At 56.0% G+C, this 25,982-nt stretch carries 22 protein-coding genes and 5 pseudogenes; 10 read left to right on the top strand and 17 right to left on the bottom strand.

The window, feature by feature from the left end; translation table 11 throughout:
* Nucleotides 1-223 precede the first annotated feature (223 nt).
* The 4 genes and pseudogenes from ACEWFR_RS20775 to ACEWFR_RS20760 all read right to left on the bottom strand — a co-directional run bounded on the left by ACEWFR_RS20775 (nt 224) and on the right by ACEWFR_RS20760 (nt 4,528).
* Entirely contained in the window at nt 224-1,318 is a 1,095-nt protein-coding gene (locus ACEWFR_RS20775; protein WP_374062841.1) for an ABC transporter ATP-binding protein, read from the bottom strand.
* Nucleotides 1,319-1,356: 38 nt separating this feature from the next.
* A complete protein-coding gene (locus ACEWFR_RS20770) occupies nt 1,357-2,232 on the bottom strand; it encodes a carbohydrate ABC transporter permease (protein ID WP_374062840.1) in 876 nt (291 codons plus the stop codon).
* Complete coding sequence (locus ACEWFR_RS20765) at nt 2,232-3,179, bottom strand: carbohydrate ABC transporter permease (protein ID WP_374062839.1); 948 nt, start codon at nt 3,177-3,179, stop codon at nt 2,232-2,234. The genes ACEWFR_RS20770 and ACEWFR_RS20765 overlap by 1 nt, the downstream gene beginning before the upstream one ends.
* A gap of 297 nt (nt 3,180-3,476) precedes the next feature.
* Nucleotides 3,477-4,528 (bottom strand): annotated as a pseudogene (locus ACEWFR_RS20760) (ISH3 family transposase).
* A 329-nt stretch (nt 4,529-4,857) separates the two neighbouring features.
* Between ACEWFR_RS20760 and ACEWFR_RS20755 the strand changes: the two are divergent.
* Nucleotides 4,858-6,231 (top strand): ABC transporter substrate-binding protein, encoded by a 1,374-nt coding sequence (locus ACEWFR_RS20755; RefSeq protein ID WP_374062838.1) that lies wholly within the window; start codon nt 4,858-4,860, stop codon nt 6,229-6,231.
* A 399-nt stretch (nt 6,232-6,630) separates the two neighbouring features.
* Here the strand turns inward: ACEWFR_RS20755 and ACEWFR_RS20750 are convergent.
* Nucleotides 6,631-6,895, bottom strand: a pseudogene (locus ACEWFR_RS20750) (IS6 family transposase); the annotation flags it as partial.
* A gap of 752 nt (nt 6,896-7,647) precedes the next feature.
* Between ACEWFR_RS20750 and ACEWFR_RS20745 the strand changes: the two are divergent.
* From ACEWFR_RS20745 to ACEWFR_RS20735, 3 genes are read left to right on the top strand one after another with little or no spacing between them, the layout of a single operon-like run.
* Entirely contained in the window at nt 7,648-8,355 is a 708-nt protein-coding gene (locus tag ACEWFR_RS20745) for a hypothetical protein (protein ID WP_374062837.1), read from the top strand.
* Between the two features lie 14 nt (nt 8,356-8,369).
* Entirely contained in the window at nt 8,370-8,789 is a 420-nt protein-coding gene (locus ACEWFR_RS20740; RefSeq protein WP_374062836.1) for a Zn-ribbon domain-containing OB-fold protein, read from the top strand.
* Entirely contained in the window at nt 8,786-9,964 is a 1,179-nt protein-coding gene (locus ACEWFR_RS20735; protein ID WP_374062835.1) for a thiolase family protein, read from the top strand. The genes ACEWFR_RS20740 and ACEWFR_RS20735 overlap by 4 nt, the downstream gene beginning before the upstream one ends.
* Nucleotides 9,965-9,985: 21 nt before the next feature.
* Here the strand turns inward: ACEWFR_RS20735 and ACEWFR_RS20730 are convergent.
* The 3 genes and pseudogenes from ACEWFR_RS20730 to ACEWFR_RS20720 form a co-directional block, all read right to left on the bottom strand.
* Nucleotides 9,986-10,569, bottom strand: a pseudogene (locus ACEWFR_RS20730) (flavin reductase family protein).
* Nucleotides 10,570-10,628: 59 nt separating this feature from the next.
* Entirely contained in the window at nt 10,629-12,251 is a 1,623-nt protein-coding gene (locus ACEWFR_RS20725) for an acyl-CoA synthetase (RefSeq protein ID WP_374062834.1), read from the bottom strand.
* Between the two features lie 415 nt (nt 12,252-12,666).
* The gene (locus tag ACEWFR_RS20720; protein ID WP_374062833.1) at nt 12,667-12,942 is read right to left on the bottom strand and encodes a PadR family transcriptional regulator; all 276 of its coding nucleotides are present in this window, start codon (nt 12,940-12,942) and stop codon (nt 12,667-12,669) included.
* A gap of 568 nt (nt 12,943-13,510) precedes the next feature.
* Between ACEWFR_RS20720 and ACEWFR_RS20715 the strand changes: the two genes are divergently transcribed.
* Both ACEWFR_RS20715 and ACEWFR_RS20710 read left to right on the top strand, forming a co-directional pair.
* Entirely contained in the window at nt 13,511-13,840 is a 330-nt protein-coding gene (locus tag ACEWFR_RS20715; protein WP_374062832.1) for a hypothetical protein, read from the top strand.
* Nucleotides 13,841-14,272: 432 nt separating this feature from the next.
* On the top strand, nt 14,273-15,100 hold the full coding sequence (locus ACEWFR_RS20710; RefSeq protein ID WP_374062831.1) for an IS5 family transposase: 828 nt from the start codon (nt 14,273-14,275) through the stop codon (nt 15,098-15,100).
* 227 nt (nt 15,101-15,327) lie between these two features.
* Here ACEWFR_RS20710 and ACEWFR_RS20705 read toward each other — a convergent pair.
* Nucleotides 15,328-15,963: pseudogene (locus ACEWFR_RS20705) on the bottom strand (IS6 family transposase).
* A gap of 102 nt (nt 15,964-16,065) precedes the next feature.
* Between ACEWFR_RS20705 and ACEWFR_RS20700 the strand changes: the two are divergent.
* Nucleotides 16,066-16,518 carry a universal stress protein gene (locus ACEWFR_RS20700; RefSeq protein ID WP_374062830.1) on the top strand — a complete coding sequence of 151 codons (453 nt, stop codon included), beginning with the start codon at nt 16,066-16,068 and terminating at the stop codon, nt 16,516-16,518.
* Between the two features lie 135 nt (nt 16,519-16,653).
* Here ACEWFR_RS20700 and ACEWFR_RS20695 read toward each other — a convergent pair whose 3' ends face one another.
* The 6 genes from ACEWFR_RS20695 to ACEWFR_RS20670 form a co-directional block, all read right to left on the bottom strand.
* On the bottom strand, nt 16,654-17,130 hold the full coding sequence (locus ACEWFR_RS20695; protein WP_374062829.1) for a pyridoxamine 5'-phosphate oxidase family protein: 477 nt from the start codon (nt 17,128-17,130) through the stop codon (nt 16,654-16,656).
* Nucleotides 17,131-17,244: 114 nt separating this feature from the next.
* Nucleotides 17,245-18,159 (bottom strand): universal stress protein, encoded by a 915-nt coding sequence (locus ACEWFR_RS20690; protein WP_374062828.1) that lies wholly within the window; start codon nt 18,157-18,159, stop codon nt 17,245-17,247.
* A gap of 220 nt (nt 18,160-18,379) precedes the next feature.
* The gene (locus ACEWFR_RS20685) at nt 18,380-19,750 is read right to left on the bottom strand and encodes a nicotinate phosphoribosyltransferase (RefSeq protein ID WP_374062827.1); all 1,371 of its coding nucleotides are present in this window, start codon (nt 19,748-19,750) and stop codon (nt 18,380-18,382) included.
* Between the two features lie 1,098 nt (nt 19,751-20,848).
* Nucleotides 20,849-21,232, bottom strand: coding sequence for a universal stress protein (locus ACEWFR_RS20680; protein WP_374062826.1), 384 nt, complete (start codon nt 21,230-21,232; stop codon nt 20,849-20,851).
* A gap of 83 nt (nt 21,233-21,315) precedes the next feature.
* Complete coding sequence (locus ACEWFR_RS20675; RefSeq protein WP_374062825.1) at nt 21,316-22,434, bottom strand: sodium:phosphate symporter; 1,119 nt, start codon at nt 22,432-22,434, stop codon at nt 21,316-21,318.
* A gap of 167 nt (nt 22,435-22,601) precedes the next feature.
* Nucleotides 22,602-22,775, bottom strand: coding sequence for a hypothetical protein (locus ACEWFR_RS20670; protein WP_374062824.1), 174 nt, complete (start codon nt 22,773-22,775; stop codon nt 22,602-22,604).
* Nucleotides 22,776-22,955: 180 nt separating this feature from the next.
* Between ACEWFR_RS20670 and ACEWFR_RS20665 the strand changes: the two are divergent.
* Nucleotides 22,956-23,570, top strand: a pseudogene (locus tag ACEWFR_RS20665) (IS6 family transposase).
* A gap of 249 nt (nt 23,571-23,819) precedes the next feature.
* A complete protein-coding gene (locus ACEWFR_RS20660; protein WP_374062823.1) occupies nt 23,820-24,215 on the top strand; it encodes a hypothetical protein in 396 nt (131 codons plus the stop codon).
* A 217-nt stretch (nt 24,216-24,432) separates the two neighbouring features.
* On the opposite strand, the gene ACEWFR_RS20655 is transcribed toward ACEWFR_RS20660, so the two are convergent.
* The gene (locus ACEWFR_RS20655; RefSeq protein ID WP_374062822.1) at nt 24,433-24,783 is read right to left on the bottom strand and encodes an ArsR family transcriptional regulator; all 351 of its coding nucleotides are present in this window, start codon (nt 24,781-24,783) and stop codon (nt 24,433-24,435) included.
* 299 nt (nt 24,784-25,082) lie between these two features.
* On the opposite strand from ACEWFR_RS20655, the gene ACEWFR_RS20650 reads away from it, so the two are divergent.
* The gene (locus ACEWFR_RS20650; RefSeq protein WP_374062821.1) at nt 25,083-25,457 is read left to right on the top strand and encodes a hypothetical protein; all 375 of its coding nucleotides are present in this window, start codon (nt 25,083-25,085) and stop codon (nt 25,455-25,457) included.
* Nucleotides 25,458-25,511: 54 nt separating this feature from the next.
* On the opposite strand, the gene ACEWFR_RS20645 is transcribed toward ACEWFR_RS20650, so the two are convergent.
* Nucleotides 25,512-25,913: a universal stress protein gene (locus tag ACEWFR_RS20645; protein WP_374062820.1), complete on the bottom strand. Its 402-nt coding sequence runs from the start codon at nt 25,911-25,913 to the stop codon at nt 25,512-25,514.
* Nucleotides 25,914-25,982 lie beyond the last annotated feature (69 nt).

Here is a 25,982-nt window from a genome sequence, read left to right as displayed (position 1 = left end):
TATCCTTATCTGAACACCGCCGCTTGTCCCCTTTCGTTATCGCGACGGTGCTCCCATTCGTCACTGGCGGTAGATGTTTGGGTGATATTTTCGCGAACACCCGTGTTGTACGCGTAAAGCCTCCCGAAGTAGAGTCAATGGGCGTATTGGAAGAACGAGAGACCGAAAAGCAAACCTTCGAGTAGGGGTACAGGGTTGCTGCCCGATCGATACTGCGACGATATTAGGTTATCCGGATGTGAGAGTCCTGATCGAACAACAGTATATCTTCAGTGGTGAACGAAAGACTGTACTTCTTACCTTTCCCCTCAAATCCGGGTGGTGTGACGACGACGACCTCACCGAACTCCGTTTCGAAGAAGCTGTTCGTCTGGTCACCTAACGGTTCGTCAAGAATATGTGTAGCGCTGATTCCGTCATTTTGACTCCCGTTCACTCGAATGTGCTGCGGCCGCACACCAACTCTGACATTCTGGTTACTGTAGCCTTCGAGCTTATTCGTCTGCATGGAGTCAAAGGAATGTGTTCCAATCTCGAGAATCGTTGATCCATTATCTCGTGAAACATGTCCGTCAAAGAACTGCATAGCTGGCTGACCGATAAAGTCCGCGACAAATTCAGTTGCTGGCTGGTTATAGATTTCCTCTGGTGGGGAAATCTGTTCAATCTGCCCTTCATTGATAACAGCGACCCGATCAGACATCGTCATCGCTTCTTCTTGATCGTGAGTAACATAAAGAACTGGACAGTCGATCTGATCCGTGACTTGTTGGATGATAGGACGCAGTTCACGTTTGAGTTTAGCGTCTAGATCTGACATCGGCTCATCAAACAAGAACACCGTCGGGTCGCGGACGATAGATCGCCCCAGCGCGACGCGCTGCTGTTGACCACCGGAGAGATCGGCAGGTTTCTTATCGAGCTGCTCGGTGATTTGGAGGAGTTCAGCCGCTTCTGCAACCTTCTCGTACCGTTCCTTCTTCGATACCCCTGCGATCTTGAGACCATATGCCATATTGTCTCGAACAGTCATATGTGGATACAGTGCAATATCCTGAAATAGAAGCGCAATGTCGCGTTCCTGTGGCGGGAGGTCCGTAACGTCTCGATCACCGAAATGAACGGAGCCACTTGTGGGGGTATCAAGTCCGGCTACACACCGTAGCGTAGTTGTCTTTCCGCAACCCGAGGGTCCGACGAGTGTTATAAATTCTCCATCCTGTATCGTCAAGTCAATATCGTCAGCTGCAATTATTTCACTATCGCTATCACTATCACCGAATTTACGAGTCATGTTCTGGATTTTAACGTTAACCATGTTGAATCACTTTGTGTTACTGAAATATTTCTGAAGCATTACAGCGACCTAATTTCGAAACCTTTCAGGAGATAGTCCTGAAGAAAATAGGCGAACAGAAGCGGTGGAACCGTCATAAGAAGAGATACTACCATGATTTCGTTCCACCCAATATTGTAGCCCTGATTGACAAGTCGCATCATACCAGGAGCGAACGTGGTGGCCTCATTCTTTGGAAGGAGGATTTGGGCGAAGGTGAAGTCATTCCATGCGATTGCGAAGGCGAATAATGCAGCCGCAATGATAGACGGCTTGGTTTGTGGAACAACAACGTCTCTGAAGGCCCGCCAGCGTGAAGCTCCAGCAACCCATGCTGATTCTTCCATTGACCGTGGTATAGTCTGAATGTACTTCCACATCAGCCATACTGAGAATGGCATTGAGATCGCTGTTAGAGAAATAATGAGTCCAACACGCGTGTTCAAAAGTCCAAGACTTTGCCAAATCAGATATAATGGAAGTCCTAGAACGATTGGGCTAAACATGTAACCGAATAGTAAAAACCGAGCGAAATTTTCTTTCTGAGACCATTCAAACCGAGCCAGGCCATATCCTGCAATCAGCGAAAGAATACACACTGAAACAATTGTACCGATAGTTACAACTGTCGTGTTAAAGAAGTACATTACAACATCATTGTTAAATATAATAGCGAAGTTTGAGAGAGTGACCTCCTCAGGTGACGGTATCAGTACCGGCCCGTCAAGAACCGCCTGTCTCGTCACCAACGAGTTTTGGGCCATCCAATAGATAGGAAATATACCAACGAAAGCAGCGATAAGGCCGCTAATACCCAGCACAATGCGGTGGAGACGCTCTTCTGTTTCGTGATCAAGACCGAGGACACCACTTGTACTGCTACTATCGTTGCTCATTATACTTCAGCCTCCTGTGAGGGACTGGCAGCCTTGAAGTATAGGATGGCGCTGAGAGCCAAGATCAAGAACATCATGACGGCTAGAGCGTTCCCTAGGCCATATGATCCCCCCTGAAATGTTTCTTGATAGGCCAGCAATGGGAGTGTCGTTGTAGCATATCCGGGGCCCCCTTCCGTGAGCATCCATATGAGGTCGAATTTATTGAACATAAATACACCTCGAAGCAGAATAACTGTTAATATAATTCCTTTGAGACGGGGAAAAGTAATATCCCTGAACATTTGCCAACGGTTTGCGCCACAGATACGTGCTGCTTCGTAGAAGCGAGACGGGATAGACCGGAGTTGGGCAAGTGCGAAGATAGTAACGAATATACTGAATTTCCAGGAACCAATAAGGATCACGAGGGGCATGGCCCAAGTGTTGGAACCCAGTATATAGTTGGTAGAGTCCCAAAGATTGAACCACTCGGAACCAATCATGTGGAAGAGACCGAACGACTGGTCGAACAGGAAGAGCGCCACTAAGGAGACGACGACTGTTGGAATTAGGTAGGCGGTAAAGACAATAGAAGTCAAGTATTTCTGACCAATTGAGATATCATTTAATGTGAATGCAAGCCAGAGGCCAACGGAAACCTGAATAATTGTACTCCCCACCATGAAGATGAGTCCCCGCCACAGGGATCCCCAAAACTGATCAAGTTCAAACACACTGATATAATTCTCTATCCCTACGAACGTCCACGTTGGACTCATCAGGGGAATAAAATGGAGCGATGCGTACACGGCAAATACTGCAGGAATAATAGAAATAATCAAATAGAGTATTATTACCGGCAACACAGAAATGAAACTTTTAACTGCGTCAGACTGTAATCGGGTGCTCCGCCAAAGCGACCGTGATTTCTTGTATTGCTCTTTTTTGAAGGTGTCTCCTGACATGCGTTTTCAATTACCATGACTCTCTCTATTAAATCTTTGGGATGAATTGGTATGTTCGCGATAGAGAGTAGTGGTACCAATTTTAGCAAGTCACAGCAGACAATATGAATCATCAGAACCTCACAAAGCGTTCTCGGCTAACTAATTCTGAAGCGTGAGTTTCTGTGTCGACGCGAATCTATCCCCGATTCTCACCAAGTAATCACGGATGAATTGGCGGGAGCTGTCGCTGTCGGCGGCGCTCAGCTGCCGACGCGACAGCGTTGCCACTTGCGAAGACGCTTGCTCGGTCAGTGACTACCGGTGGAACCGGTCGTCTGATGGCCGATTCGCGGGGACGGCCCTCGCGGTGCGTCGGGCCGTCCACGCAGTTCGTAGAACCATATTGATGAACTCCTTGTACGGCCACCACCAGAGGCGACGCCCGCCCCGGCGGGGCGTCGCCACGTATTCGTGGTGGAGATACCGCCAAGTGTTCTGCAACAGCAGACTCACCACGACGTACAGCAGTCTCACCGTGGAATCTCGTATTGTCATTGTCGCTATTGCTTGCTCAGACAAGCGATAGCTCGACTCGATACCGAAGCGCTTGCTGTAGTGGTATCGAGCATCGCGTGGTGTCTCGATGAACGGCGCGTCACGGCTACGCCGCTGACGCGCCACACCGTTCTCGTCGTACCGTCCATTCAGGTACGTACAGTCGATGTAAACGGGAAACTCGATGGTCCAGCTGTGACCGTCGAGTTTCCCTATCAGGTCGTGTTGAATGACGCGACTCCATCCTTCTGAGAGTTCCTGCTAGATCGTCTCACCTCATTGGATGATCGGGATCACGTAGGCGTAGTTGTGCGCGTAGAGTAACGTGAGACACTTGCTATCGTAGAATCCGCGATCGAGGTAGACGGCGGGCCGCCAGCGTATACCGTTTGTTCGACACACGCGCGTAAAGTGTGGTGTAGCCGTGGAACGCGGTGGTTCCGCGCTTGGCTTCGGAGTGGTAGAGGCTGTCTGTGTCGTCTTCGTCACCGTGGTAGAGTCCCAGATGAAGGTCTGCGCAGACCACCTGCTCGGAGAGTAGTTCGACGATCTCTCGCCGAAGGAGCGTGTTAGCGACTCGTTCGAGCCGTTCCGGCTCGAACTTCGTCCGGAGATGGTAGACGATCGCGTTTGCTGATGGCGAGTCTTCGCTAGAGTTGCACAGCGTAGAGATCGAGGTCCCGTCGGCAGTCGCCCCGACGAGGACCTCGTAGATGGTCCTCAGTACCGATTTCAGCGTTGTTCGCAAGGTTGAGAGAAACTTCCTCGTCAAGCTGGTTGACGAGGAAGTTAAGGAGTTGGTCCTCGTGGATTTCACTGTCTGCTTGCTTGTCGTAGACACACCATCAGTAAGCAGATGTTCTCACTAACCAGCTTTGTGAGGTACTGATCATCACTCAACGGATCCGACACTCTAACGCAGTAAATGCTGATCAAAACGTCGTACGTCTCGGAGTGGAACATTACAAACTTACCACTAATTCTACTATCTTGATATTATATTAACTATATAATAATTAATATAATTAAGTTATATGAAATATATGGTAGTGATACTAGACAGTGAGACTATGCCGTAATAGTGACTGAATAATTACAGTACATTAAAGTGTACCGACCAATACATGTACAATGGTTATCAATGAGCCACGATAACAAGAAACTAACACGGCGTCAGATATTGGGTTCAAGCGGAGTCGGTACAGCTGGATTTCTTGCGGGTTGCTTAGGCACTGGTGGTGGAGGAGACGAGGCAATACATGTCCTTACCGACTACAATACCGATGCTTGGAAGACTCGATGGGAAGATGAGATCGTTCCTGAGTTCGAAGAGGATACAGGACATTCGGTTGACATCGAATATTTCGGAGCAGGTACAGCAGGGGACCAGCGACTTCAGACGTTGATGCAAGCCAACGACCCCCCGACACTGACCACTACCACCTTTGAACAAATTCCAGGGATGGTGAGCCAAAAACAAACCCTGCCAGTCGACGATACCCTCGATGAGATAGAGGAAGAAAACGGTGAAACGTTATTCCGTGATAACCTATCCATCAATGGGCAGGCTACCTTCATGCCCCGAGGGATGTACACGTACTCATTCATTTACCGAACTGACATTTACGACCGTCTTGGTCTGTCGGTCCCCGAGACCTGGGAGGAACTTCTGGAAAATGCCCGTATCATTGACGAGGATGAGGAAACGGATGCTCGAGGCTTTGGGATCAGTGGTGGGAAAAATCTCAAGGCATCAACCCATTTCGTAATCCTGCTTGCGACGGTCGGTGGTGGTCGGTACCGCTGGAAGACGGAGGGAGAAGAGGCCGAAGTCTGGCTTGACGAGGAGCACGTTACTGAAGTATTAGAATTCGCTAACGAACTCGCGGAATATTCTCTTGATCCCTCGAGCATGACTTGGACGTCCTCAATTGAAAACTGGGTAGCTGGGAATCTCGCTCAGGACTTCTCGCTGAACGCCTGGGCGGCAGGCGCTTCATACCGTGCGAACCCGGAAATTGGCTTGAATACCGGCGTTGCACTTCCTCCAGTTCGCGAGGGGGCAGATCCACTTGATCGCGGTGGTATTTCTGTGGAAGGGACTCCGGTCATCAGGAACTCAACGAACCCCGATGGCGGTAAGGAATTGTGGAAATTCATGCACAGTGATCCAGATACGATAGGAGAAACGTTCCTACAGGAGCCAATGCGGTTCTTGCCAACCTATGAGAGCGTACTGGAGTCAGATACTTACACTAACGCGGAGTTTTTCCAAGTTGAGGACGGTTACTTCCTCGATCTTAACCAAAAAATCATAGAGGATCATGTTCCTCAACTCGCAAGTAATGAACGTCCACAGACGCCAGCCACACTATATGCCGACTCCTATCCCTATGCCTCCGATATGATGAATGCGGTGTTAGCTCAGGATCGCTCTCCTGAAGAAGCGTACCAACAGGGCCTCGAGGAGGCCGAAAACCGACTTCAAGAAGGAAAAGATCGATCGGCCTGGTAGCAAAAGGTCGTTGCCTAGGCACACAATTGTCCAAAGAAACGCAGACCAGCGACTTTTCTCTGATAGTCGATTACGACAACGATTGGCGAAAAGACGCCGTCAAATGCTCTGATAGTCCACCAGTTGTGAGATGCGAATCTATGATTCACGCCCACGAATACACAAGCATCGCAGTTAGACTGCTATTCACTCATTGAGAGTTTTTCTCTCACTGATCACATGCATAATGCATGGACGAGGAGGCACGTTTCGATTTCCGTGTTTTCGCATCGAAATCGATTTCATAATGATAGAGTGCCGACTCGGATATGGTGAAGAAGCGACACGAAATACAGCAACTTCGATAGCGTAGTTCTCTCAGGGCTCGTACAGAAACATCAAGAGAATCGAAGATACTATCTAGTCCGGCACCTCCTCGGTCGGCGTTCGGCCATCGAGCGCTTGATTCGGCCGACCGTAGTTGTAGTGGTGTCTGAACCGTCTGAGCCAGCTGCATGCACTGGCTGGACTGCCTTACCAATAGGAATGAAAGCGGTTGACCCGCATTGAGGCAGGCCGAAACCATTTTTTCGGCGTAGTATCGCTCGCTGTAGTTGAACTGACCGGTCAACTCATGGCGAGCGGGGGCAGTCAGATAGCTGCCACCGTCGACAAGAAACTCTGTCACGTCAATTTCTTGGTTCTCGATTAGGAACTGCTGCTTGTTTCTCAAACTGGCTTAACTAGACAGTGCCCCATGGAGGATTCTTTGTATACCTTATAAAATATAACCAATCTTGTCCTTTTCATTGCGGATCCGAGTACGCGAACCAATAACTGCATAATACACTTAGGGTGTTAATTATAGCTGGAGGAACCTTCGTGTGATATGCAAACTCGACTCATTGACAGCGTGCTAATAGATTCGAGTGGACGGCCAGTCCGCGGTGATCCGGCATCGAATTTCTCGACCCCATCAACAGGGTTCGATAGACGTTTCATCGAATACGGTAGTCTACGACGTTTCAATACGAATTCACAGAATATGGATATCCGTCTTCGAGATGTACCGCGACCGCCTCACTAGAGACCTGTACACTTATTTTGCCAGTTGTCATTACACTACATGTTAAACACATCATGATGTAACAACAGAGGTGTCAACCCGATAGTTGCAATTGACGGTGCTGGCGGCTACGTTCCGTTGTATCGAATCGATCGCAGCGACATCGCTGCCCAACACGGCGGCCGTGGACGGGGTGAGAGTGCAGTCCCCGCTCGTGATGAAAACCACGTGACGATGGCGAGCGAGGCGACGACGACAGCCCTCGACCGATCGAAAACGTCTGCTGCGGACGTTGCAGCAGTATTTACGGCGAGTATTAGCGATCAATTCCCGAACACGGCATCGCGGCTCAAATCGCGTACAGAGCCGATTTGTCGACCGACGTCCGAACTGGTGATTTCCAGGCTAGCGGCCGTGCGGCGGCCGACCCGCTAGCGACGGCCTGTGAGTACGTTCGCGCAACCGACGAACCTGTCGTCGTCGCAGCAGTCGACATCATGCCCGTCGAATCCGGCGGCGATGACGAGTCGACGATGGGTGCCGGTGCTGGCGCTCTCGTTCTCCGACCGGAACGAGACGATCCGATGGCGACTATCGACGCGGTCGGTCAGGCGACCACGGGATTCCTCGAACGTCACCGCGAACACGGCGAATCGGCTACCGCTGGCGACGCTCGGTTCGAACGGCGTCAGGGCGTCGCACCGGCGGCGTCGACGGCCTTCGACCGAGCCGAGGCCGACTCCGATCCCGAGTACGGCGTCGCCAGCGCTCCCGGGTTCCGGTTTGCCCGAACGGCGCTCGGACCGATCAACGCCGAACGTGTATCGACGTTCAATGAGGTCGGCTACGCTGGAACGGCGACGATGCTGCTCGATCTGGCGCACGCAATCGAATCCGTCGACCCGGGCTCGACGATCGGTGCTGTCGCCTATGGACAGGGTGGTACCGACGCTTTCGTCGTCTCGGTTGCCGACGGAGCGAACGACCCCAACAGGTTGACCGTCGCGGAACAGCTCGAGGCCAAGAAGTACGTTCCGTACGCCAAGCACCTCGAGTACCGCGAGCGATACGATTACTAGGGGGTGCCAAACGCATGAGTGGACCACGATATCACCGAACCAGAGAACAAGATCAACGCCTGCTGGCATTCAAATGCCAGTCGTGTGGCTACGTGTCGTTTCCGGACGAAAAGCGGACGTGCAAACGCTGTGGCGACGCACCGGCGACGTTCGAAGAGGTGCAACTCGCCGAGCGGGGCGAGATCAAGACCTTCGTCGTCCAAGAGTATCTCCCCGACGATATCGAGGTACCACAGCCACTAGCGATCGTCGACTTGCCACAGGAAGACGGCTCCGGCGAATCCGCTCGCGTCTACGGTCTGCTGACCGAGACGGACCTCGACGAGCTGTCGGTCGGGACCGAGGTCGTCGCCCGGTTCTGCGAACTGTTCGACGACGGTGAGCGGCCGATCAACTCTTTCAAATTCTCGGTTCCCCGGGAGGTGAAACGATGACCGACGCACACGTCGTTGGCTCGGGCATCATCGACTTCGGCGAGAAGTACGAGTGGTCGTTCGACGACCTCCTCGAAGGGGCGTACCTTGATCTCGTCGAGAGCGTCGATCACGGCATCAACTCGACCGCTGATATTGACGCGATCTGGTACGGGACGCTGGACATCGCGAACGAAGGGTCTTCGGGGGCCTCCGTCGCACACGCCACGGGTCTCTTCGAGAAGCCAGCAACCCAGATCGTCAACGCCTGCGCCACCGGCAGTGACGCCTTCCGAAACGCCTTTCAGGCCGTCAAGGCCGGCGACATCGAAGTCGCGCTCGTCATCGGCGCGGAGAAGATGCTCGACTCGACGGAGGGACTCATCGGCGGCGCCGCCCTCGAGCGCGTCTGGCGCGGGCGCGGCGTGACGATGCCCGCGTTCTTCGGGATGCGAGCGACGCGCCACATGGATCAGTACGAGACTACCCGCGAACAGATTGCGGAGGTCTCCGTCAAGAACCACGAGAACGGGACGAAGTATCCCCACGCCCACCAGCAGTTCGAGTGTTCGGTCGACGACGTCAAGGACTCGGCGACGGTCTCGTATCCGCTGAACCTCTACGACTGCTGTCCCGTGACCGACGGTGCGTGTGCGGTGCTCGTGACCAACGACGAGCGCGCCCGCGAGTTCACCGACGCGCCGGTTCGAGTCGCTGGCTACGGTTTCTCGACCGACTCGTTCATGCGCGGCGACGATCTGGCGCTGATGAACTTCCCGGCTTCGAGACAGGCCTCGAGCATGGCCTACGAGCGATCGAACTACGGTCCGGACGACATCGACGTCGCTGAGGTCCACGACTGCTTCTCGATCACCGAACTGATCACGTACGAGGACCTCGGCTTCCGCGAACAGGGCGATGGCGGTGCCTTCATCGACGACGGCGTCCCCCACTTGGACGGCGAGAAGCCGGTTAACCCGTCGGGCGGTCTCCTCTCGAAGGGCCACCCGATCGGGGCCACCGGCGTCGCACAGATTGCCGAAATCTTCGAACAGCTCCGAGGCGAAGCCGGCGACGTTCAGGTCCCGATGCCGAAGTCGGCCTCCAGCACAACATCGGTATCGGCCGCAACGCGACAGGGGCAGTCTCCTGCGTCAACATCTTGGAACGTTAAACCTCGCACTCCGGATTCGTAACGAGGCGGTGACGACGGCCGGTCAGTCCGGTCGCGCCATCTCGAATCGATCGATGGTGCGATCGTACATGCCGCCCGCGAGTCGGCCCACGATATCGAGCTTGCCAGTATCCACGTTTCCGTCAGTCGTGACATCGTCGCGGACGTGGATCGAGACGGCCTCGCCGAGGACGACAGAGTTCGATCCGACGTCGATGACGTCGTGCAGTTCGCACTCGAATGCGGCGGCCACCCCTGCGACGCGCGGGGGTTCGACGTGTTCTGACGGTACTCGCTCGAGGTCCGCGTGGTCGAACTCGCTTTCGGACGGCGGCAGTTCGGCGCTGGTCTGGTTCATCGCCTCGGCGAACTCGTGGGTAACGAGGTTGGCGACGAACTCCTCGGTCTCCTGAACATTGACCGTGGTATCCGTGAGGCCGTCCGGCCTGTCGAGCGGAGAGAACATGAGGATCGGTGGATCGACGCTGACGACGTTGAAGAAACTGGTACGAGGTTGTCGACGCCCGCTTCGCTGCGGGTGCTAATCCAACCGATCGGACGGGGAACGACGAGTCCGGTCAGCGTCCGGTACACCGAATGAGAGGCCTCGTGCGGGTCGATGTGCATCGGTGATCCTACCTTGATCCTCGAGAACGAGGGGCAAACGAGCTTCGGTTCGTGCGAGTCTAATCCCCGAGTTCGGCCCGTTTGATCTTTCCGCTCGCCGTCTTCGGGAGCTCATCGATGAACGCGATCTCGCGTGGGTATTCGTGTTTCGAGAGCTCCTCCCGGGCGAAGTCGCTGAGCTCGTCCTCGAGTTCGGCTGACGGTTCGTAATCACTGACGAGCGTCACGTACGCCGCCACAATTTCGCCGCGCGTGTCGTGATCCTTGCCGACGACTGCAGCTTCTTCGACCGCAGGGTGGTTCAGCAATGTTTCCTCGACTTCTTCGGGACCGATGCGGTAGCCCGAGGAAATGATGACGTTGTCGGCGCGGCTCACGTACCAAAAGTAGCCGTCCTCGTCCTGCCGTGCGAGGTCGCTGGTTCGCAGCCAGAGGCCGGTGAACGTCTCGAGGGTCTTCTCGGGGCGCCCCCAGTATGTTCCGATCGAGGTGTCGTCGCGTTTGATCGCGATCTCGCCGACCTCGCCCTGCTCGACTTCGTTTCCGTCTTCGTCAAGCAGCGCGACCTCGGTGCCGGGAATCGTCTTCCCCATACTTCCGGGTTTGACCTCCCAGTCGTCGAACGCGTAGTTACAAACGACCATGCCACCTTCCGTAAGGCCGTAGGAGTCCTGTGGCGGTGCGCCGAGCCCCTCCTCGCACCAGTCGACGGTATCTTGATCGAGCGCTTCACCCGCCGAAATCAGCACCCGGAGGTCGATATCGTACTCGCTCAAGTCGATGCCGGCGGCTCGGGACTGGCGAAGGGCCGTCGGTGGGATCATCGCGTTGTCGACGTCCCACTCTTCGAGGGTTTCGAAGAACGTGAGGGGGTCGAACTGACCGCGGTAACAGCCGATCGCTGTCCCGCGGACGCCCGACATAATCGTGCCCATGTTGAGGCCATAGGACCACGAGGGCGATGCGGCGACCAGGTAAACGTCGTCGGGCCGCAAGTCGACTACGTACTCGGTGTACGCGTGCAGTTCGACCGGACCGCGGTGCGGACTCAGTACGCCCTTCGGCGACCCAGTCGTCCCCGATGTGTACGTGAGAGTGAACGGATCGTTTGGATGCGTCTCGACGGCGTCGAAGGCGTCGTCGTGTTCTCGAACAGCGTCGTAGTCGTCGACGGTCGTGGATCCGTTGACGGACCCACCGTCGACCGTGACGATTCGATCGAGGGCTGACAGGTCCGCGTCTACGATCTCACAGCCGCTCGCGGTCGTAAACAGTACCGACGCTCGTGAGTCCTCGAGTCGATAGTTCAGTGCGTCCGGTCCGAAGACGGGAGCTAGCGGAAGGTAGATTCGTCCGGCTTTGATCGTTCCGAAGACGACGGCGTACAGCTCGAACTGCGTAGGTAATTTCGCACCGATACGGGCGCCGCGGTCGGTGTGTTCGCTCAGATAGTTGGCGACCCGATTTGCGGCGGCGTCGAGTTCGGCGAACGTGTACGTTTCCGTCTCGCCGCTCTCGAAGTCGCGGATTCGCAGACCTGTCTCGTCCGAATCGCTGTGGCGGCCGAGCGCTTCCGTGGCCACGTTGAACGACTCTTTGTCGCCGACATGGGCGTGTTCTTCCCAGCCCGCTTCCTTGTCGTACAGATCGGCTACGGCTTCGTATGCGTCGTTATATGTCACGTGTTAACTGTTTACAGTATATGGCATAGGTTTTTCGATCGACACGATTGGCGGTCCTCAGTAGTTCGAGGACTCTTTGACCGTCTTTGAACCGCCGTTCGAGTTCGTCTATACCTCATTCGTAGCCGTCCTCGGAATCCTCTTTCTCGCCGATGAGTTGACTGGTCATCTGGGAATCGTTTATGTGACGTACGATCTCTATCAACACGATATGCGACAAAATATTTCCTGTTTGATCTGGCACCGAATCAGTATGATCGAGGAAGCCCGAGGTGGTGCTCTACGATGTGGTTTTTCGCCATTTCGTTCGAGACCGGTACCGTCTGTGTGAGACGCGAATTCTGCCAGTATAAGCCTTCTCTTTGGCAAAATATAGAAGTCAATGAACGTATGTTGCAGCCGAATACACTTTAGACTATATATCCACGTATTGGTTCTCCCACTCCCGCCGCTCATCGATTTCGTTCTCACCGGCGTCAGTGATGGCGTAGTAATTTGTCCGGCGATCGAGTTGGCCTTTCTCAACCAGTTCCTTGTTGACGAGCGTGTCGAGGTTCGGATAGAGTCGGCCATGATTAATTTCGGTGCTGTAGTACTGCTCGACTTCATCTTTGACTTCCTGGCCGGACGGCTGGTCAGCACCCGCGATCACGTACAGGAGATCGCGTTGGAAGCCGGTGAGGTCGTACATCTCACGAGAGAATTCAATGAACCTGTATTTGACTTCTTTTCCGACTGATATTAAAAGTGTATATAATGTGAATGTCTTGTTTTGATTACTATGTGAATATTTCTATAGTATTGAGGCGAGAGTTCTACTCTCTAGATGTAGTCAAGTTCTAACTGCTAAAGACAGAGCTCGTCGTGGAGGATATCAATGGCGTCGGATTGGCAACATTGAAGACGATTGCACGCGAGTATGCGATTTGGACGAGTTGCGGGGGAGAGAGTAGGCTCAATAATTCTACCACACCGTATAGAGTATTGGAATATACAAGGTATTAATATATTTGGTTAGAATAGTATTTTAATCCGAAATATATATTGCTATGACTGTGGCAGACAAACAGCAACTGTCAGATGGAGGTAGGGAAAGAGAACTGCAATTGACATCTGACCCGAATCGCCGTCGGTTCCTTGCTGCACTCGGCGCCGGTAGTATGGCAGCAACAGCTGGGTGTGCTAGCTCGGTGGGAATGGCGACGATGGTAACGGCAACGGCAACGGAAATGAAGACGGGACTGGGGATGATTCAGTAAATGAGTATTGACGCACGCTTTGGAACGACGGTAACTGCCGATGAATCAGCATCGATCGACGCCAACCCCACTGTTGAACTTCTCATTAAAGAGCGAGAGAATATCCCGATACCGGAGTTCTATTTCGAGCCAACGGGCCTGTATGTCGAAACTGGTGATACGGTCAAGTTCAACATGACGACGCCACACCACAACGTGAACGCCTATCACCCTGCATTCGGCTACAATCAGCGAATACCTGACGAAACACCTGCCTACTCGTCACCGATCCTATCAGCTGGTGACGCATGGTACTATACGTTCGAACAGGAGGGCATGCATGGGGGGTGACGTCTGCGTTTGCCCACGGAACGGGGCGCAGACAGTCCCAGATTCAGTGCAGGGAGCTCGATGAATTGGTTGACGCACGGTTCTCTGCGTGATCTGCCTGGTGTGCCAGTAACGCGTCAAGGGCAGATCAACAGAATGTGGACTGGTCACAAGGAAATTATTGCGCCGTCCGCTACAGGGTTATGAGGAAAAGCTAAGTGACACTATTGAGCGGGTTGTCGACCATTGGCCCTTGGACATGCTCGTGGTGCTAGAAATGAAATAACAAATGGGTATAATTAAATGGCCGTCTGAGATTCTTCCCTGTGATACTATTTTTCACTAAGGACATCAAAGTAGATTGTATGGTAGAGTGGCTCTGGTGAATCGCTTGACGGCGTCGGCTTCGACCGTCAGAACTAGGAAGATGAAGCGGGAAATCGCCGATGGTTCATGTCGAAGATTTCCCGCTTCACGAGTAAAGCGGTCCAGTTAGCTAAAAATGCTGTTGGTGGGCGAGGCGAAGTCGCCGCCCCCGAAGGGGGTGGCGGCTTCGCCGAGTATGCGGTGCTGTCGCTGCACTGTCTGCGGGTTTATCTGGAGAAGTCGTACCGAGAGACACTCGATCTGCTGAGCGAGATGCCACAAATACTCGGGGAGATTGGCCTCAACGCGGCCAATCTCCCCGACCACTCGACGTTAGTAAAGTGGTTTGATAGAATCAAGACCGCACTCTGGCGAGTGCTGCTGCGCCTCTCGGCGCAGCTGCACGAGCCGAGCGGTCACGCCGCGATCGACGCGACGTTTTTCGATCGTGAAAACGCCAGCAAACACTACTGCCGCCGGACGAATTACCGCGTCCAGACGCTCAAAACGACCGCGCTCGTCGACACAGGCAGCCACGCGATTCTGGACGTTCACTGTACGACCGAGAAAACGCATGACACACAGCTCGGCTGGCAGGTCGCCCGCCGCAACGCGGGCGACCTCGCCAGCCTCGCTGCAGACAAAGGCTACGACTGGATTGAATTACGCGATAAGCTCCGCGAAGAGGGCGTGAGACCACTGATCAAACACCGCGAGTTCCGGCCCATCGACCACGCGCACAACGCGCGGATCGATGGGCCTCGCTACCGCCAACGATCGACGTGTGAAACCGTCTTCTCGACAATCAAGCGCACGCTCGGCGACGCCGTGCGTGCGCGAGCATGGTTTCGGGAGTTCCGCGAAATCGTCCTGAAATGTGTCGTTCACAACATCAAGCGAGCCGTGACACCGTGAAATTAAGCTACGTCTGGCGATTCACCACGGCCGGTAGAGTATGATAAGTGGATGGTTCGGTTACAAACTGCACTTACAGTAGTATTCGTCAAAGACTAAAACTGTCGTCTGTTAAAGAAATTAAAGAGGGCTCATATCTTGGTGAGCCAACTACCATATATACATTCCGTAGTAATAGCAGTCTCTTTGCACAAGCTACTCCATTTGGTACTGTGATCTGGTAGTGTTTAGATAAGCTGATTCCATGCGAAGCTGAACGATCTGATCCAGTCGTCGGCGGTTTCGGCTTCGGCGTTGCTGAAACAGTTTGAGAAACAGATAGTTCGACGTTTTATTTCTCTAAAGACACGTTCAACAGCGTTTCGATTTCCATGTTTCTCGCATCTGAAATCGAAGTCGTGGCGCTGACACGCATCTTGTAACGAGTGCGATCCATCGACGAGAAACACGGCGTCGGAGACGTCGTGTTTCTCGGAGAGTTCCGTCAGAAACGAATGAGCGAGAACCTTCGTAGTCGTCGGTTCGAGTTTTGTATGGAGCAATTCGTTTGTCTCGGGATCGACAGCGGCATACAGCCAATATTGCTCATCGTTGAGTCGGATCACGGTCTCGTCAACCGCAACGTGATCAGGACACCGCCCAGCTTCGGGCTGTAGATCGGCCTTGTGAACCCAATTATGTATGGTTGATCGAGCACGTTCGACACCGAATATCTAAAGAATATAAACTGAATTCGAAAGTGATAGGCCAGCGAGATGGAGCTGAATACCAAGCTTCATCAGCAATCTCGGTGTCGCTTCTCGTTCCACAAAATCTAATTCGGTCTGGTCGATACTACCGCTGAGGCGTGTGTTTTCGGGCATGAACCACTCAGAAAACACACCGCCTCACTCTTCATCCTTATCTGAACACCGCCATGGAACTGTCCCCGCTTTTTATCATGTTGTCACGATACTAGCTACTCGATGTACGATCGATTGCTGCTCCCGACCGATATGAGTCCCGGCGTCGACCGCGCTATCGAGCACGCGATCGACGCTGCACAGCGATACGACGCCGAACTGCACGTGCTGTACGTCGTCGACGCCGACGCGTACAGTTCCTACCCCGGTGACGAGTACGTCCACGAGTTCGAGGGCCTTGAGCACGCGCTCGAAGAAGCCGGCCGCGACGCGGTCGGGGACATCGTCGATCAGGCGACCGAGGCCGGCGTTTCGACGGAGACCGAGATTCGCCACGGCGTCCCGCACGAAGAAATCCTCGCGTACGCCGACGACGCCGATATCGGACTCACGGTCGTCGGCTCGAAGAATCGTCCCGGCGAGTACCGACGACTGCTCGGCAGCGTCGCAGAGCGCATCGCTCGGATGGCAGAAAAACCGGTGACTGTGGTGAAGACGCCCGTTGACGAGGACTGAGCGAGATTCGAAACCACACCACCCCCTGAACGTCAGTCCCGGACACCCTGTGTGACCGCGAGTGGTCTCGAGACCCCGAGCGCGGACGTCGACGGCGGGGTATGCGAGACGCTTGGCTCGTCATTTCGACGGCCGCTACTCGGTGTCGGGCCGGAGAGCGGGCGGCAGGCCCTGATGTTTGATGCCCGTTTGCTCCTCGATCGAAAGCTCGAAGACCGCGACGTCTCCGGACAGGGTCGCCGTCTCGATGAGACTCGGCCGCCACGCGTCGCTCAGCGTCTCCTCGAGCGCGTCCCAGTCCGACTCGGGGACCTCGCTGAGCGTCCCCGTCAGGAGAGCGCTCTGCCAGTTGTACATCGTGTCGACCGTGAACACGAGGAAGCTCGCGGTGTCCGTTTCGTCACTCAGCGTTTTCTTTCGACTGCTGGATCCGATGAGGTACGTGAAGTAGAGTCGCTCGTCGCCGTTGTACCCGTACGATATCGGGATGAGATAGGGGACTTCGTCACCGGGAAGGCCGAGTACGCCCATCTGCTGGCTCGACAGGAAGTCCCGAATCTCTCCGTCGTCCATCTCGACTAGCCCGTACTCCTGCAATTCAGCAACAGACATACACTACTGTATCGAGAGCGGTATAGAAAAAGTCACCTCCCGTTCCCAGCGGCGGGGTGTCATCCGTTTCGATAGTCCGGCGACGCTGCGTCGCGACTCGATATCACAGTTTGGCTACGCGTCGTCGACCATCGGGACGCAAAACACGGGGACGTCGGCGTTTCGAACGACGTTCTCCGCGACGCTTCCGAGGACGTGTCGGGGCAGTCCCGACCGACCGTGGGTCCCCATCACGACGAGGTCGATGTCGTTGTCGTCGACGTACTGCATGATCACCCGCGTCGGCGGGCCGCTCGCGACGAGTCCGGTGACGCTTACACCGGCGTCCTTCGCGCGAGTTCGGACCTCATCGAGGGCTTGTTCCCCGGTTTGCTCGAGGTCGGTCAAGACGTCGCTCGGCGTCGGCGTCGCTGGAATACGGCTCGTATCGACCGAAAAGAGGGTGTGGACCATCGCATCGAACGAGTCCGCCAGCGAGATTCCCCAGTCGACCGCGACCGCTGCCCCCTCGCTCCCGTCGGTCGGGAGGAGAATGTTTTCGTACGGCTGTCCGTCCGGAGCGAGGGAGTCGCTTCCCGGCGGCACTGCCAGTACCGGCATGTCGACGGTTCGGAGGACACGTTCGGTGACGCTTCCGAGCAGCACCCGCTCGAGACCCGCTCGGCCCTTCGTCCCCATCGCGACAACGTCGATATCGTGGGCCGATGCGTACTCGGCAATCGTTTCGTGCGGGGCCCCGCGCTCGACCGCCGTAGTGACGTCGAGGGTCGCGTCCGTGCGGTCGGCAACGTCGACGACCGCTTCGACGGCCGCTTCGGCGTCGGCCTCGAGCAGCGCCTGCGGCTCCTCCCCCTCCTCGTCGAACCGGGTCCGTAAGACGCCGGTCTCCCTCGTATCGACGACCGAGAGGACATGGAGCTCTGCAGTCGCCGCTCGAGCCAGGTCGATACCTCGTCTCGCTCCCGACAGAGCGCCCTCGCTTCCATCGGTCGGAACGAGGACCCGCTCGATCGTGTGTCGCTGGGTCATAGGTCAGTTCGAAACCACTACCTCACAACGAATAAAGGGACCGGCACGGTCCGCCCCAAGCCGACCATCAGCGGATTCTCGGCCGGATCGACGAACGGATCGAATCGGTTGCACGAACGGGGCCCGGCTTGTCTCTGCTCGAGTCCGACCGCATCGATAGCGTGGTGTCCGCGCTCAACCGGCCGAATCACCTCGGTCCCGCTCGTCGTGCCTTCACAACCTATTCACTGATGCGCGACTCGAGGCGCTCTCGCAGTTCCTCCGTCTCCTGCCGAAGTCCGTCGCTGATTCGAACGTCGTACGGATCTGGAGCCTCGATTCGTCGGTGTTCGTCGGGCAGTTTCCGGCGGTTCTCCCGCGCAGTGTCCCGAATGTCGTCGATGTCCGGGAGTTCGTAGACACGATCACCGCCCTCGAAGACGGTGACGAGTTGCTCCGCTCCGGCCAGTTCCTCGTCACGGAGACCGAGCGTATCGCCGGCGTATTGCCCGTCCGCTTCGGTCCGTCTGACGCTCTTCGCTCCCGGATAAGTCACTTTTCCCGGCGAGAGCTTCATGGTCGGTCGCATTTCCCCGTCGCGTTCGACGGCCACGAGCTTGTACACTCCCTCGACTTTCGGCGCGTCCGTACTCGTCACCAGCGCGGTTCCCGGACCGAACCCCGCCGCGATACCGTCGCGATCGAAGAACTCGCGGATCGCGTACTCGTCGATTCCCGAGGAGATGAACTGGTCGACCTCGGGGATGACCTCGTCGACCGCTTTCGAGAGCGCCGGGAGGTCGCCGGAGTCCAGTCGGACTCCGCGAAGCGAAACGTCCACCCCTTCAGCGACCTCCTTCGCGATTTCCGCACCGCGGACGGTGTCGTAGGTGTCGATCAGGAGCACGCTGTCGTCGCCGTACTCGCCGACGAACGCCTCGAACGCGTCCCGTTCCCGATCGAAGCTCTGCACCCACGAGTGAGCCATCGTCCCGGAGACCGGGATACCGAACGCTTCGCCGGCGGCGACGTTCGAGGTCGCGTTGAAGCCGCCGATATACGCAGCGCGTGCCGCTTTCATCCCGGCGTCCGTCCCGTGGGCACGACGGGAACCGAAGTCCACGAGGCGCTGGTCGTTCCCCGTCCGATCGATCACGTCTCGCATCCTGCTCGCCTTCGTCGCGATCAGCGACTGATACCCCATCTGGTTGATCAGGACCGTCTCGAGCAGTTGGGCCTGTAGGATCGGTGCCGTCACTTCGAGCAGCGGCTCGTTCGCGAACACGAGCGTTCCCTCGGGCAGGCCGCGGACCTCGCCCGTGAACTCGAAGTCCGCCAGCCGCTCGAGAAACGCGTCGTCGAATTCCTGTTCGCTCAAATACTCGAGGGCGCGGTCGTCGAACGAGAGCGACTCGAGGTAATGGATCGCCTGCTCGAGACCTGCAGCCACCATGTAGCCGCGATTCGTCGGCAGGTCGCGGACGAAGAGACTGAACGTCGCCCGCGGGTTGTGGTCTCGATTGGCGTATCCCTGCATCATTCGCAGTTCGTACAGGTCGGTGAACAACGGGACGTTCTCGGAGGACACGAAGCCGAACGTTGGGCCGGGCATGCTCCCGAGTACGGTGTCCAAGTCGTAATAATGATGGCTGCGCAGTCGCCTCGTTCGGAACGGCGTCGATCGATGAAATCCAGACGAGTTACTAATACGAGTTGTTATATATAGTAGCCACTGCAAATCATTGCACGCCTGATCGAACGACAGCTGTCCGATCAGTGTGTGAGTCGTTTCAGTGGCTACTATAACTGTCTGGGAATACAGAGCCGATTTGGCGGCACGGTACGCGGACTGACCGAGCAAGATTCTTGGATCGGTGAAAACGAAATTCGCATGACATAGTCATTTACGGCTGCTCGTGATACGAGGGCGCATGGAACCCAAAGCTGAACGTCGATGCCACATTTTAATCGGCAGTTCATTGATTCTACTGACGATCGGTATCGGCTATTGTATTGTTATCGGAACGTGTCTGGCTGATTTTCTGGTAGTAATTGCAGGGCTCTTTCTCGGATGGATATCATTATTCTACTGTGTAGGGAAGTCCTCCATCTGGGGATAGTTATAGTAGCCACTGCAAGTCATTGCACGCCTGGTCGACCGACAGCTGTCCGATCAGTGTGTGAATCGTTTCAGTGGCTACTATACCTGCTATCCCTCCCCCACACAGACTATTGCGTATACCATAATCATACAGTCGGATAGCATATCTCTCCGACTTCAGGCGGAGGTCAGCCAAGCGACAGAGCGTCTCAATCTACGAGTGTTATTATCAGTGAATTCCGGATCCAAGTACTGACAGATGGTATACGTTCGAGGAAATATACGAATCCCGTGAGATGGCGTCCCCGAACAGACGAGAGGATATACAGAAAAGGTCGTCTGTTCACTGCACGGCGATAACAGGGGGCTCAACGGAGCGTGTTTAATCGCGCCACAACATGCTGGCGGGAGTTGCGTTTGGAGCGAGTAGCCAGCCAGCGGTGCGGCGATTTCGTAGTACGGGAACGAATCTGGACGCGTGCAGTGCTCGGACGCAGCGGGGTCCGGTCTGCCTTCCGGCCCGCGGTCTATAGTAGCCACTGAAACGATTTATACACTGATCGCAACGCAGTCGTGCGATCAGGTGTGCAGTGACGTTCAGTGGCTACTCTATCTGACGACAGTGACCGGAACCGGAGCTCGTCGAGTGACGTCCTCGGCAACGCTGCCGAGCAAAATACGCGACATCGGTGACCGACCGTGGCTCCCCATGACGATCTGATTGATGTCGTGGTCCTCGGCGTAGGCGACGATTTCGCGTGACGGATCGCCGACGGCAGTCCGGGTCTCAATCTCCACGCTGTGCTCCTCGGCGATATCTTCCGCCTCTTCGAACAGTTCCTCGGCGCGCTCCTCCGCTCGCTCCCGGAGCTTGTCAGCCCCGACTAATGCCCGGGAGCTATAGCTCTCTTCGATGTAGTCGATGACGTACAGAATCGTAAATTGGGCATCGGGATGCATCGAGAGGGCGTGCTCGAGTGCCTGTTTCGCCATCGGCGAACCATCTATCGGAACGAGGATATGGACTGTCATGGGTCCCATGTACGGGCCCGACGGCATTATGTGGGCAGGTTCGTTCAGAGGTGTGGCACGAGTAGGAGTGCGAGTGGGGCGGCGACCAGCAGGATGCCGAATCCGACGAAGAATCGGCGGTCCTCGAGAAACCTGTCCTGCCCGGCATCGATGACCGCAGCGTACGGCTCGTAGCCGACGAGCGCCACGAGCGTGAACAGCGTTGCGAGACCGACCACTAGCAGGACGATTGCGACGCCGGCCGTCGTCTCCAGGACGAACGCCACGACGAGGGTGTCGAACAGCGTACCGATGTTCGCTCCGAGGATGTAGGGCGTGATCTCCTTGCGCCGGACGAACTGCCGGTTATACAGCGGCACGACTACGCCGAGCGAGAAGGCGACGCTCGTAGTGACACCCGTGATTAAGAGCCCGATGGCGAAAGCGATCCATCGCTGTTTGAAGTGTTGGAACACGTATGTCCGAACCGTCTCGGTCTCTACCCGCTCTAGCACCTGGTCGAACAGCAAGAGACTCCCGAGCAGCAACGCGAGCGCGAGAATCAGGGCGTTCGCCGGCTCCAACGCCCGCGTGACAGCGTCAGTGAGGGGATTGAAGTACTGCAGCGACCGGATGGGGAGATCAAGGCCACGGGTCACCGCGAGCAGTTTCGGCTGGAACGCCGTCAGGGCGATGAGCCCGAGGACGGTCACCGGGACGTAGATCGTGAACGTGATCAGGAACGTCAGCAGCCCAAGACTCATCCCCTCGCTCAGGGTCCGTCCGTGACGCTTGTGGAGGTAGTCGAGCGCCCCGATGAGGACGACGATAGCGGCCCCGCCGAGACGGGAGCCGGCTATCATCAGGAACGCCTCTATCACGGAGACGATACCAGAGCGGAGCAGCGACAGTGCGAGTGCTGCCACGACCGATCCGTTCGTCAGTCCATATGTGGTTAGCCAACTCAGCCCGATCGCTGAGCCGTCGTCGACGACGATCCGTCTGAGAGTCCGTGCGATGAGCGGCTCCGCTGCTTCCGTGGCTGCCCCGAGTAACTGCACGGCGAAGAGAAACACCAGAATCGACGCGAGCGCGCCGGCCCAGAGGGGGGCCACCTCGAGCAATCGGTCCTGCAACCTCGTGACCGCTGGAGCTCCCTCGGACGTCTCGTCTGATTCGGTCATGTATCGGCGATTACGGGAGGTCCCACCGGGTTCGGAAGCGTCTGCCGCACACTCGGTACAGAGCCCCGTTGCCTCGTCGTAATGGGTCGGACAGACCAATGCCCCACACCGTCGACAGCGGTGTTCAGCGGGGGCGGCCTCGCAGATCTGGCAAAGCCCTTGAACGCTCATGCTAGCTGTTCGTCAGGGCGGGAACAATCGGCCGCCGGACAACCCGTAGGATTGCACTCCGAAAAAGTGCTCGTTGATGCCGGCTCAGCCCGGGGGGTCGCCATGACGATCATGTCGGTCGCGGCTCCGTCCGAGTCGGCGTTCCCGTCGGTCAGGATGGTGTCGTCCATCACCCAAACGTCCGTCCCGAAACGGTAAGTAACCCCAGTGGCGTTGTTCAGAGTAGAGTGTGAAGGAGTGAGGCGGTGGAATTCGTTGTGCTATGGCAGAATTCGACCGCCTCGACGGATCTATAGTAGCCACTGAAAGTCATTGCACGCCTGATCGAACGATGGCTGTCCGATCAGTGTGTGAATCGTTTCAGTGGCTACTATAGCATCGGGATCGAGCTAGATTTTGTGGAGCGCGAGCAGACACCGCGCGAGCTCATGGAACTCAGTATCCAGCTCCAGTTGTGCGGATTATCACTTTTAGATACTGTCTCTATCTAAGAGTGCTTCGGTGTCGAACGAGGGCGTTCGACTGTTCACAAGTGGGTCCAAAAGGCCGACGGACAGCCGACAGACGGTTCCCAGTCGGATCACATCGCGCTCGACGAGACCGTGATCCAGCTCGACGATCAGCGCGACTGGCTGTACGCTGTTGTCGATCCCGAAACGAACGATTTTCTCCACTTCAGGCTGTTTTCGACGCGAAAAGAGGGTGTTACCTCGATCGTTCGCTCTGAACTCACCGAGAAACAGGATGTCGACAACGCCGTGTTTCTCGTCGATTTCGGACCCTGACTGAAAGCTGCACGCAACCGACACGGCCTCCGATTTCGACACGAGACACACGGACATCGGAACGCCGTCGAACATCTCTTTCAAGAAGTAGAACGACGAACCTACCAGTTCGGAAATTGCTTCAGAAACGCCGAACCGAATACCGCCGAAACGTGGCTCCAGATCTACGCGTACGTGTGAAATTAACCAATCTGAATACGGCCCCGCGTACGGTGTGCAGAATATAGTAGCCACTGAAACGAGTCACACACTGATCGGACAGCTGTCGGTCGAACAGGCGTGCAATGACTTGCAGTGGCTTATAATACTGATGGGGGCGGAATCGCCCCGTTCGGAAACGGCGTCGACCGAAGAAATGCAGCCGTGTTACTATCGGTTCGTCGGAACTGCACCGGACGATTATATCCGTCCCAAACGTATCAAGCCACTATGTTCCGAGCTGTCATCGGTGTCCTCGGGATTCTCACAGTACTGGTTCCGGATAGAATACTCGACGTCTTCGAAGCCGTTGCCGTCGAAAACCCCGATGAATGTCCGACGAAACCGGGGGTCAGGTCAGGAATACGGGCAGAGGGGATTGTCGTGACTATCGCCAGTTTGGCCGGCGGACGGGCGTATGCCCGGATGATGGATCTCACAGGGGCGTTCGGTGCTGTTGTCCTCCTGTTCCCACAGCTGTACCGTCGGTTTGCCATCACCGTGCTCTACGAGGACCCAGACAAGGTCGAGTGGAATCCTCGATTCACCAACGGCGTACGGATAGTCGGGGCACTGTACGTCCTTTTTGCAGTCAGGGCGTTCACCAAGCGTCGTGCCAGCAAGTGATGACGCCCCATATCTGGGAGGGGGTGTGGTAGCTCAGATGCCACGGGACGACCAGTGACTGGTCGTACTGTACGTATCCTCTCAGCACGCCGTTCTTGCTATGTCTCATTGGAATTTCTTTCCCAGCAGTACATCGCCCTCCGATACTGAACGCGATTTTCGCGGCCAACTCCGGACAACGACACCGTGCGACTATCAACTGAGACCGGCGTGGGACTCAACGACGATCACAACACGTTTCGACGGCGGTGAGAACGTCCGTTACCGAATCACAGCGGTAGTATCGGACTATCTCGGTGCGGCTATCGTATTCGATCACACCACGGGCCTCGAGCGCGGGGAAGTGAACGTGGTGGAGTTCGATACGCCACGTCTCGGCGCTCACGTCGGGAGTCCCCTTGGACAACACGGCGACCAATCGGTCGAAATCCGTCCAGTCGTCTTCTGCCGCTTCGAGAGCGGAAACCACGGCGCGGCGACGAGCATCCGCGAGAAGACCGAGAATATCGCCCGGATCACACGCGCATCGTTCGACGACGTCTCGATCGGTGATTGGACATCTAGTCATAGCCTCTCGTAGCGGGGTAATCGACTGGATCGCGCTAAAAACCATGCTGTATTCCCACGGACTGGTACACTTTCGTCTTCCGAACGATGTCGGAAGCGAGAACGGTGACGCGGCGGGTTCGGAACGAACTCTCGCCGAACGACCGTCACCGGCACCGACGCCGGACGGCCTGTTCCGCGACGGTATCAGAACCCGCAGCGTTCCGATTGGCTCGAGAATCCGCCCGGGTTTTCGGACGCGCTGACGAAATCTCTCGAAAGACTACTTTCTTTGAACGTCATCTCGAAACACCGAGTGGAATGAGTGATCTGAAGCCCGCTTCCGGACGGGCGATCCGGCGCCAGATCGAGTGGACACCGGCGTGCGTTCTCCTCGTCGTTCTCGGGACCCTCACTAGCGCGTTACACGTGTACATCGGTCTCCGATTGTCGGAGGTCCACTTCCTGTTGCTGGGAGCGGGGCTATTCGCGGGGGTTGTCGTCTTTTTCACCGTGTTTTGGAGGCCGATCTTGCATCTCGTCGGCGTGATCTACATCACGGTGTTACTGATCGTCTGGCTGCTCAACGGCATGCGGTTGTTCCTGCTGGGCTTCGTCGACGGAGTCGTACAACTGTGTCTCATTGCGACGTTGTTCTATCACTTTCTGAAAGCGCATCGGCGACGAGTCACGTGAGTTTCGGATCGATCGCCCGCGTTCGGTCGCGGCTACCCCTCCGGCAGCGCCCGTTCACTCGACGAGTAATACGGGGACCGATGCCTCCTCGAAAACACGCTTCGACACGCTCCCGCGAACGAAATGGTCCAGCTCTCGATGGCGACCGATGACGATGAGATCAATATCGCGTTCGTCGGCGTACGCTATAATCGATCGATGACGGAGGCCGTGGGTGACGTCACCCTCGACGTGCTCGATGCCGGCGGCCGTCGCACGGTTGCGGACGTAGTCGACCGCCTGGCGACCGACTTCCTCGAGATCCTCGAAGTCGATTCCGGGGGCGATCGAAGCCGAGTTAACAACGTATAGCGTATGAAGCGTGGCGTCGTGTTCGCTGGCGAGACCGATCGCTTCGTCGATCGCCCGTTCGGTGCTCTCGCGTCCGTCGGTCGGGACGAGAATGCGGTCGTACATACAGTGCTGTTCATCGATACGGGCAATAATTCCCGCCCTTCGGTGACGGGGTCGGCCGAGAAACGCGAT

Source organism: Natrinema sp. H-ect4 (assembly GCF_041894845.1).
Classification (GTDB): Archaea; Halobacteriota; Halobacteria; order Halobacteriales; family Natrialbaceae; genus Natrinema.
The sequence above is the reverse complement of the archived record's forward strand: the minus strand, read 5'-3'. Positions and strand labels throughout refer to the sequence as shown.

Excerpts from the sequence above, each read along its gene's own strand:
- ACEWFR_RS20645 (WP_374062820.1), bottom strand. The coding sequence starts at position 25,913 with ATGTACGACCGCATTCTCGTCCCGACCGACGGACGCGAGAGCACCGAA.
- ACEWFR_RS20715 (WP_374062832.1), top strand. The coding sequence starts at position 13,511 with ATGAGTATTGACGCACGCTTTGGAACGACGGTAACTGCCGATGAATCA.
- ACEWFR_RS20770 (WP_374062840.1), bottom strand. The coding sequence starts at position 2,232 with ATGAGCAACGATAGTAGCAGTACAAGTGGTGTCCTCGGTCTTGATCAC.
- ACEWFR_RS20710 (WP_374062831.1), top strand. The coding sequence starts at position 14,273 with ATGTCGAAGATTTCCCGCTTCACGAGTAAAGCGGTCCAGTTAGCTAAA.
- ACEWFR_RS20670 (WP_374062824.1), bottom strand. The coding sequence starts at position 22,775 with ATGGACGACACCATCCTGACCGACGGGAACGCCGACTCGGACGGAGCC.
- ACEWFR_RS20685 (WP_374062827.1), bottom strand. The coding sequence starts at position 19,750 with ATGCCCGGCCCAACGTTCGGCTTCGTGTCCTCCGAGAACGTCCCGTTG.
- ACEWFR_RS20720 (WP_374062833.1), bottom strand. The coding sequence starts at position 12,942 with ATGTACGACCTCACCGGCTTCCAACGCGATCTCCTGTACGTGATCGCG.
- ACEWFR_RS20680 (WP_374062826.1), bottom strand. The coding sequence starts at position 21,232 with ATGGCGAAACAGGCACTCGAGCACGCCCTCTCGATGCATCCCGATGCC.
- ACEWFR_RS20660 (WP_374062823.1), top strand. The coding sequence starts at position 23,820 with ATGTTCCGAGCTGTCATCGGTGTCCTCGGGATTCTCACAGTACTGGTT.
- ACEWFR_RS20765 (WP_374062839.1), bottom strand. The coding sequence starts at position 3,179 with ATGTCAGGAGACACCTTCAAAAAAGAGCAATACAAGAAATCACGGTCG.
- ACEWFR_RS20775 (WP_374062841.1), bottom strand. The coding sequence starts at position 1,318 with ATGGTTAACGTTAAAATCCAGAACATGACTCGTAAATTCGGTGATAGT.
- ACEWFR_RS20700 (WP_374062830.1), top strand. The coding sequence starts at position 16,066 with ATGTACGATCGATTGCTGCTCCCGACCGATATGAGTCCCGGCGTCGAC.
- ACEWFR_RS20675 (WP_374062825.1), bottom strand. The coding sequence starts at position 22,434 with ATGACCGAATCAGACGAGACGTCCGAGGGAGCTCCAGCGGTCACGAGG.
- ACEWFR_RS20650 (WP_374062821.1), top strand. The coding sequence starts at position 25,083 with ATGAGTGATCTGAAGCCCGCTTCCGGACGGGCGATCCGGCGCCAGATC.
- ACEWFR_RS20740 (WP_374062836.1), top strand. The coding sequence starts at position 8,370 with ATGAGTGGACCACGATATCACCGAACCAGAGAACAAGATCAACGCCTG.
- ACEWFR_RS20655 (WP_374062822.1), bottom strand. The coding sequence starts at position 24,783 with ATGACTAGATGTCCAATCACCGATCGAGACGTCGTCGAACGATGCGCG.
- ACEWFR_RS20690 (WP_374062828.1), bottom strand. The coding sequence starts at position 18,159 with ATGACCCAGCGACACACGATCGAGCGGGTCCTCGTTCCGACCGATGGA.
- ACEWFR_RS20735 (WP_374062835.1), top strand. The coding sequence starts at position 8,786 with ATGACCGACGCACACGTCGTTGGCTCGGGCATCATCGACTTCGGCGAG.
- ACEWFR_RS20755 (WP_374062838.1), top strand. The coding sequence starts at position 4,858 with ATGAGCCACGATAACAAGAAACTAACACGGCGTCAGATATTGGGTTCA.
- ACEWFR_RS20695 (WP_374062829.1), bottom strand. The coding sequence starts at position 17,130 with ATGTCTGTTGCTGAATTGCAGGAGTACGGGCTAGTCGAGATGGACGAC.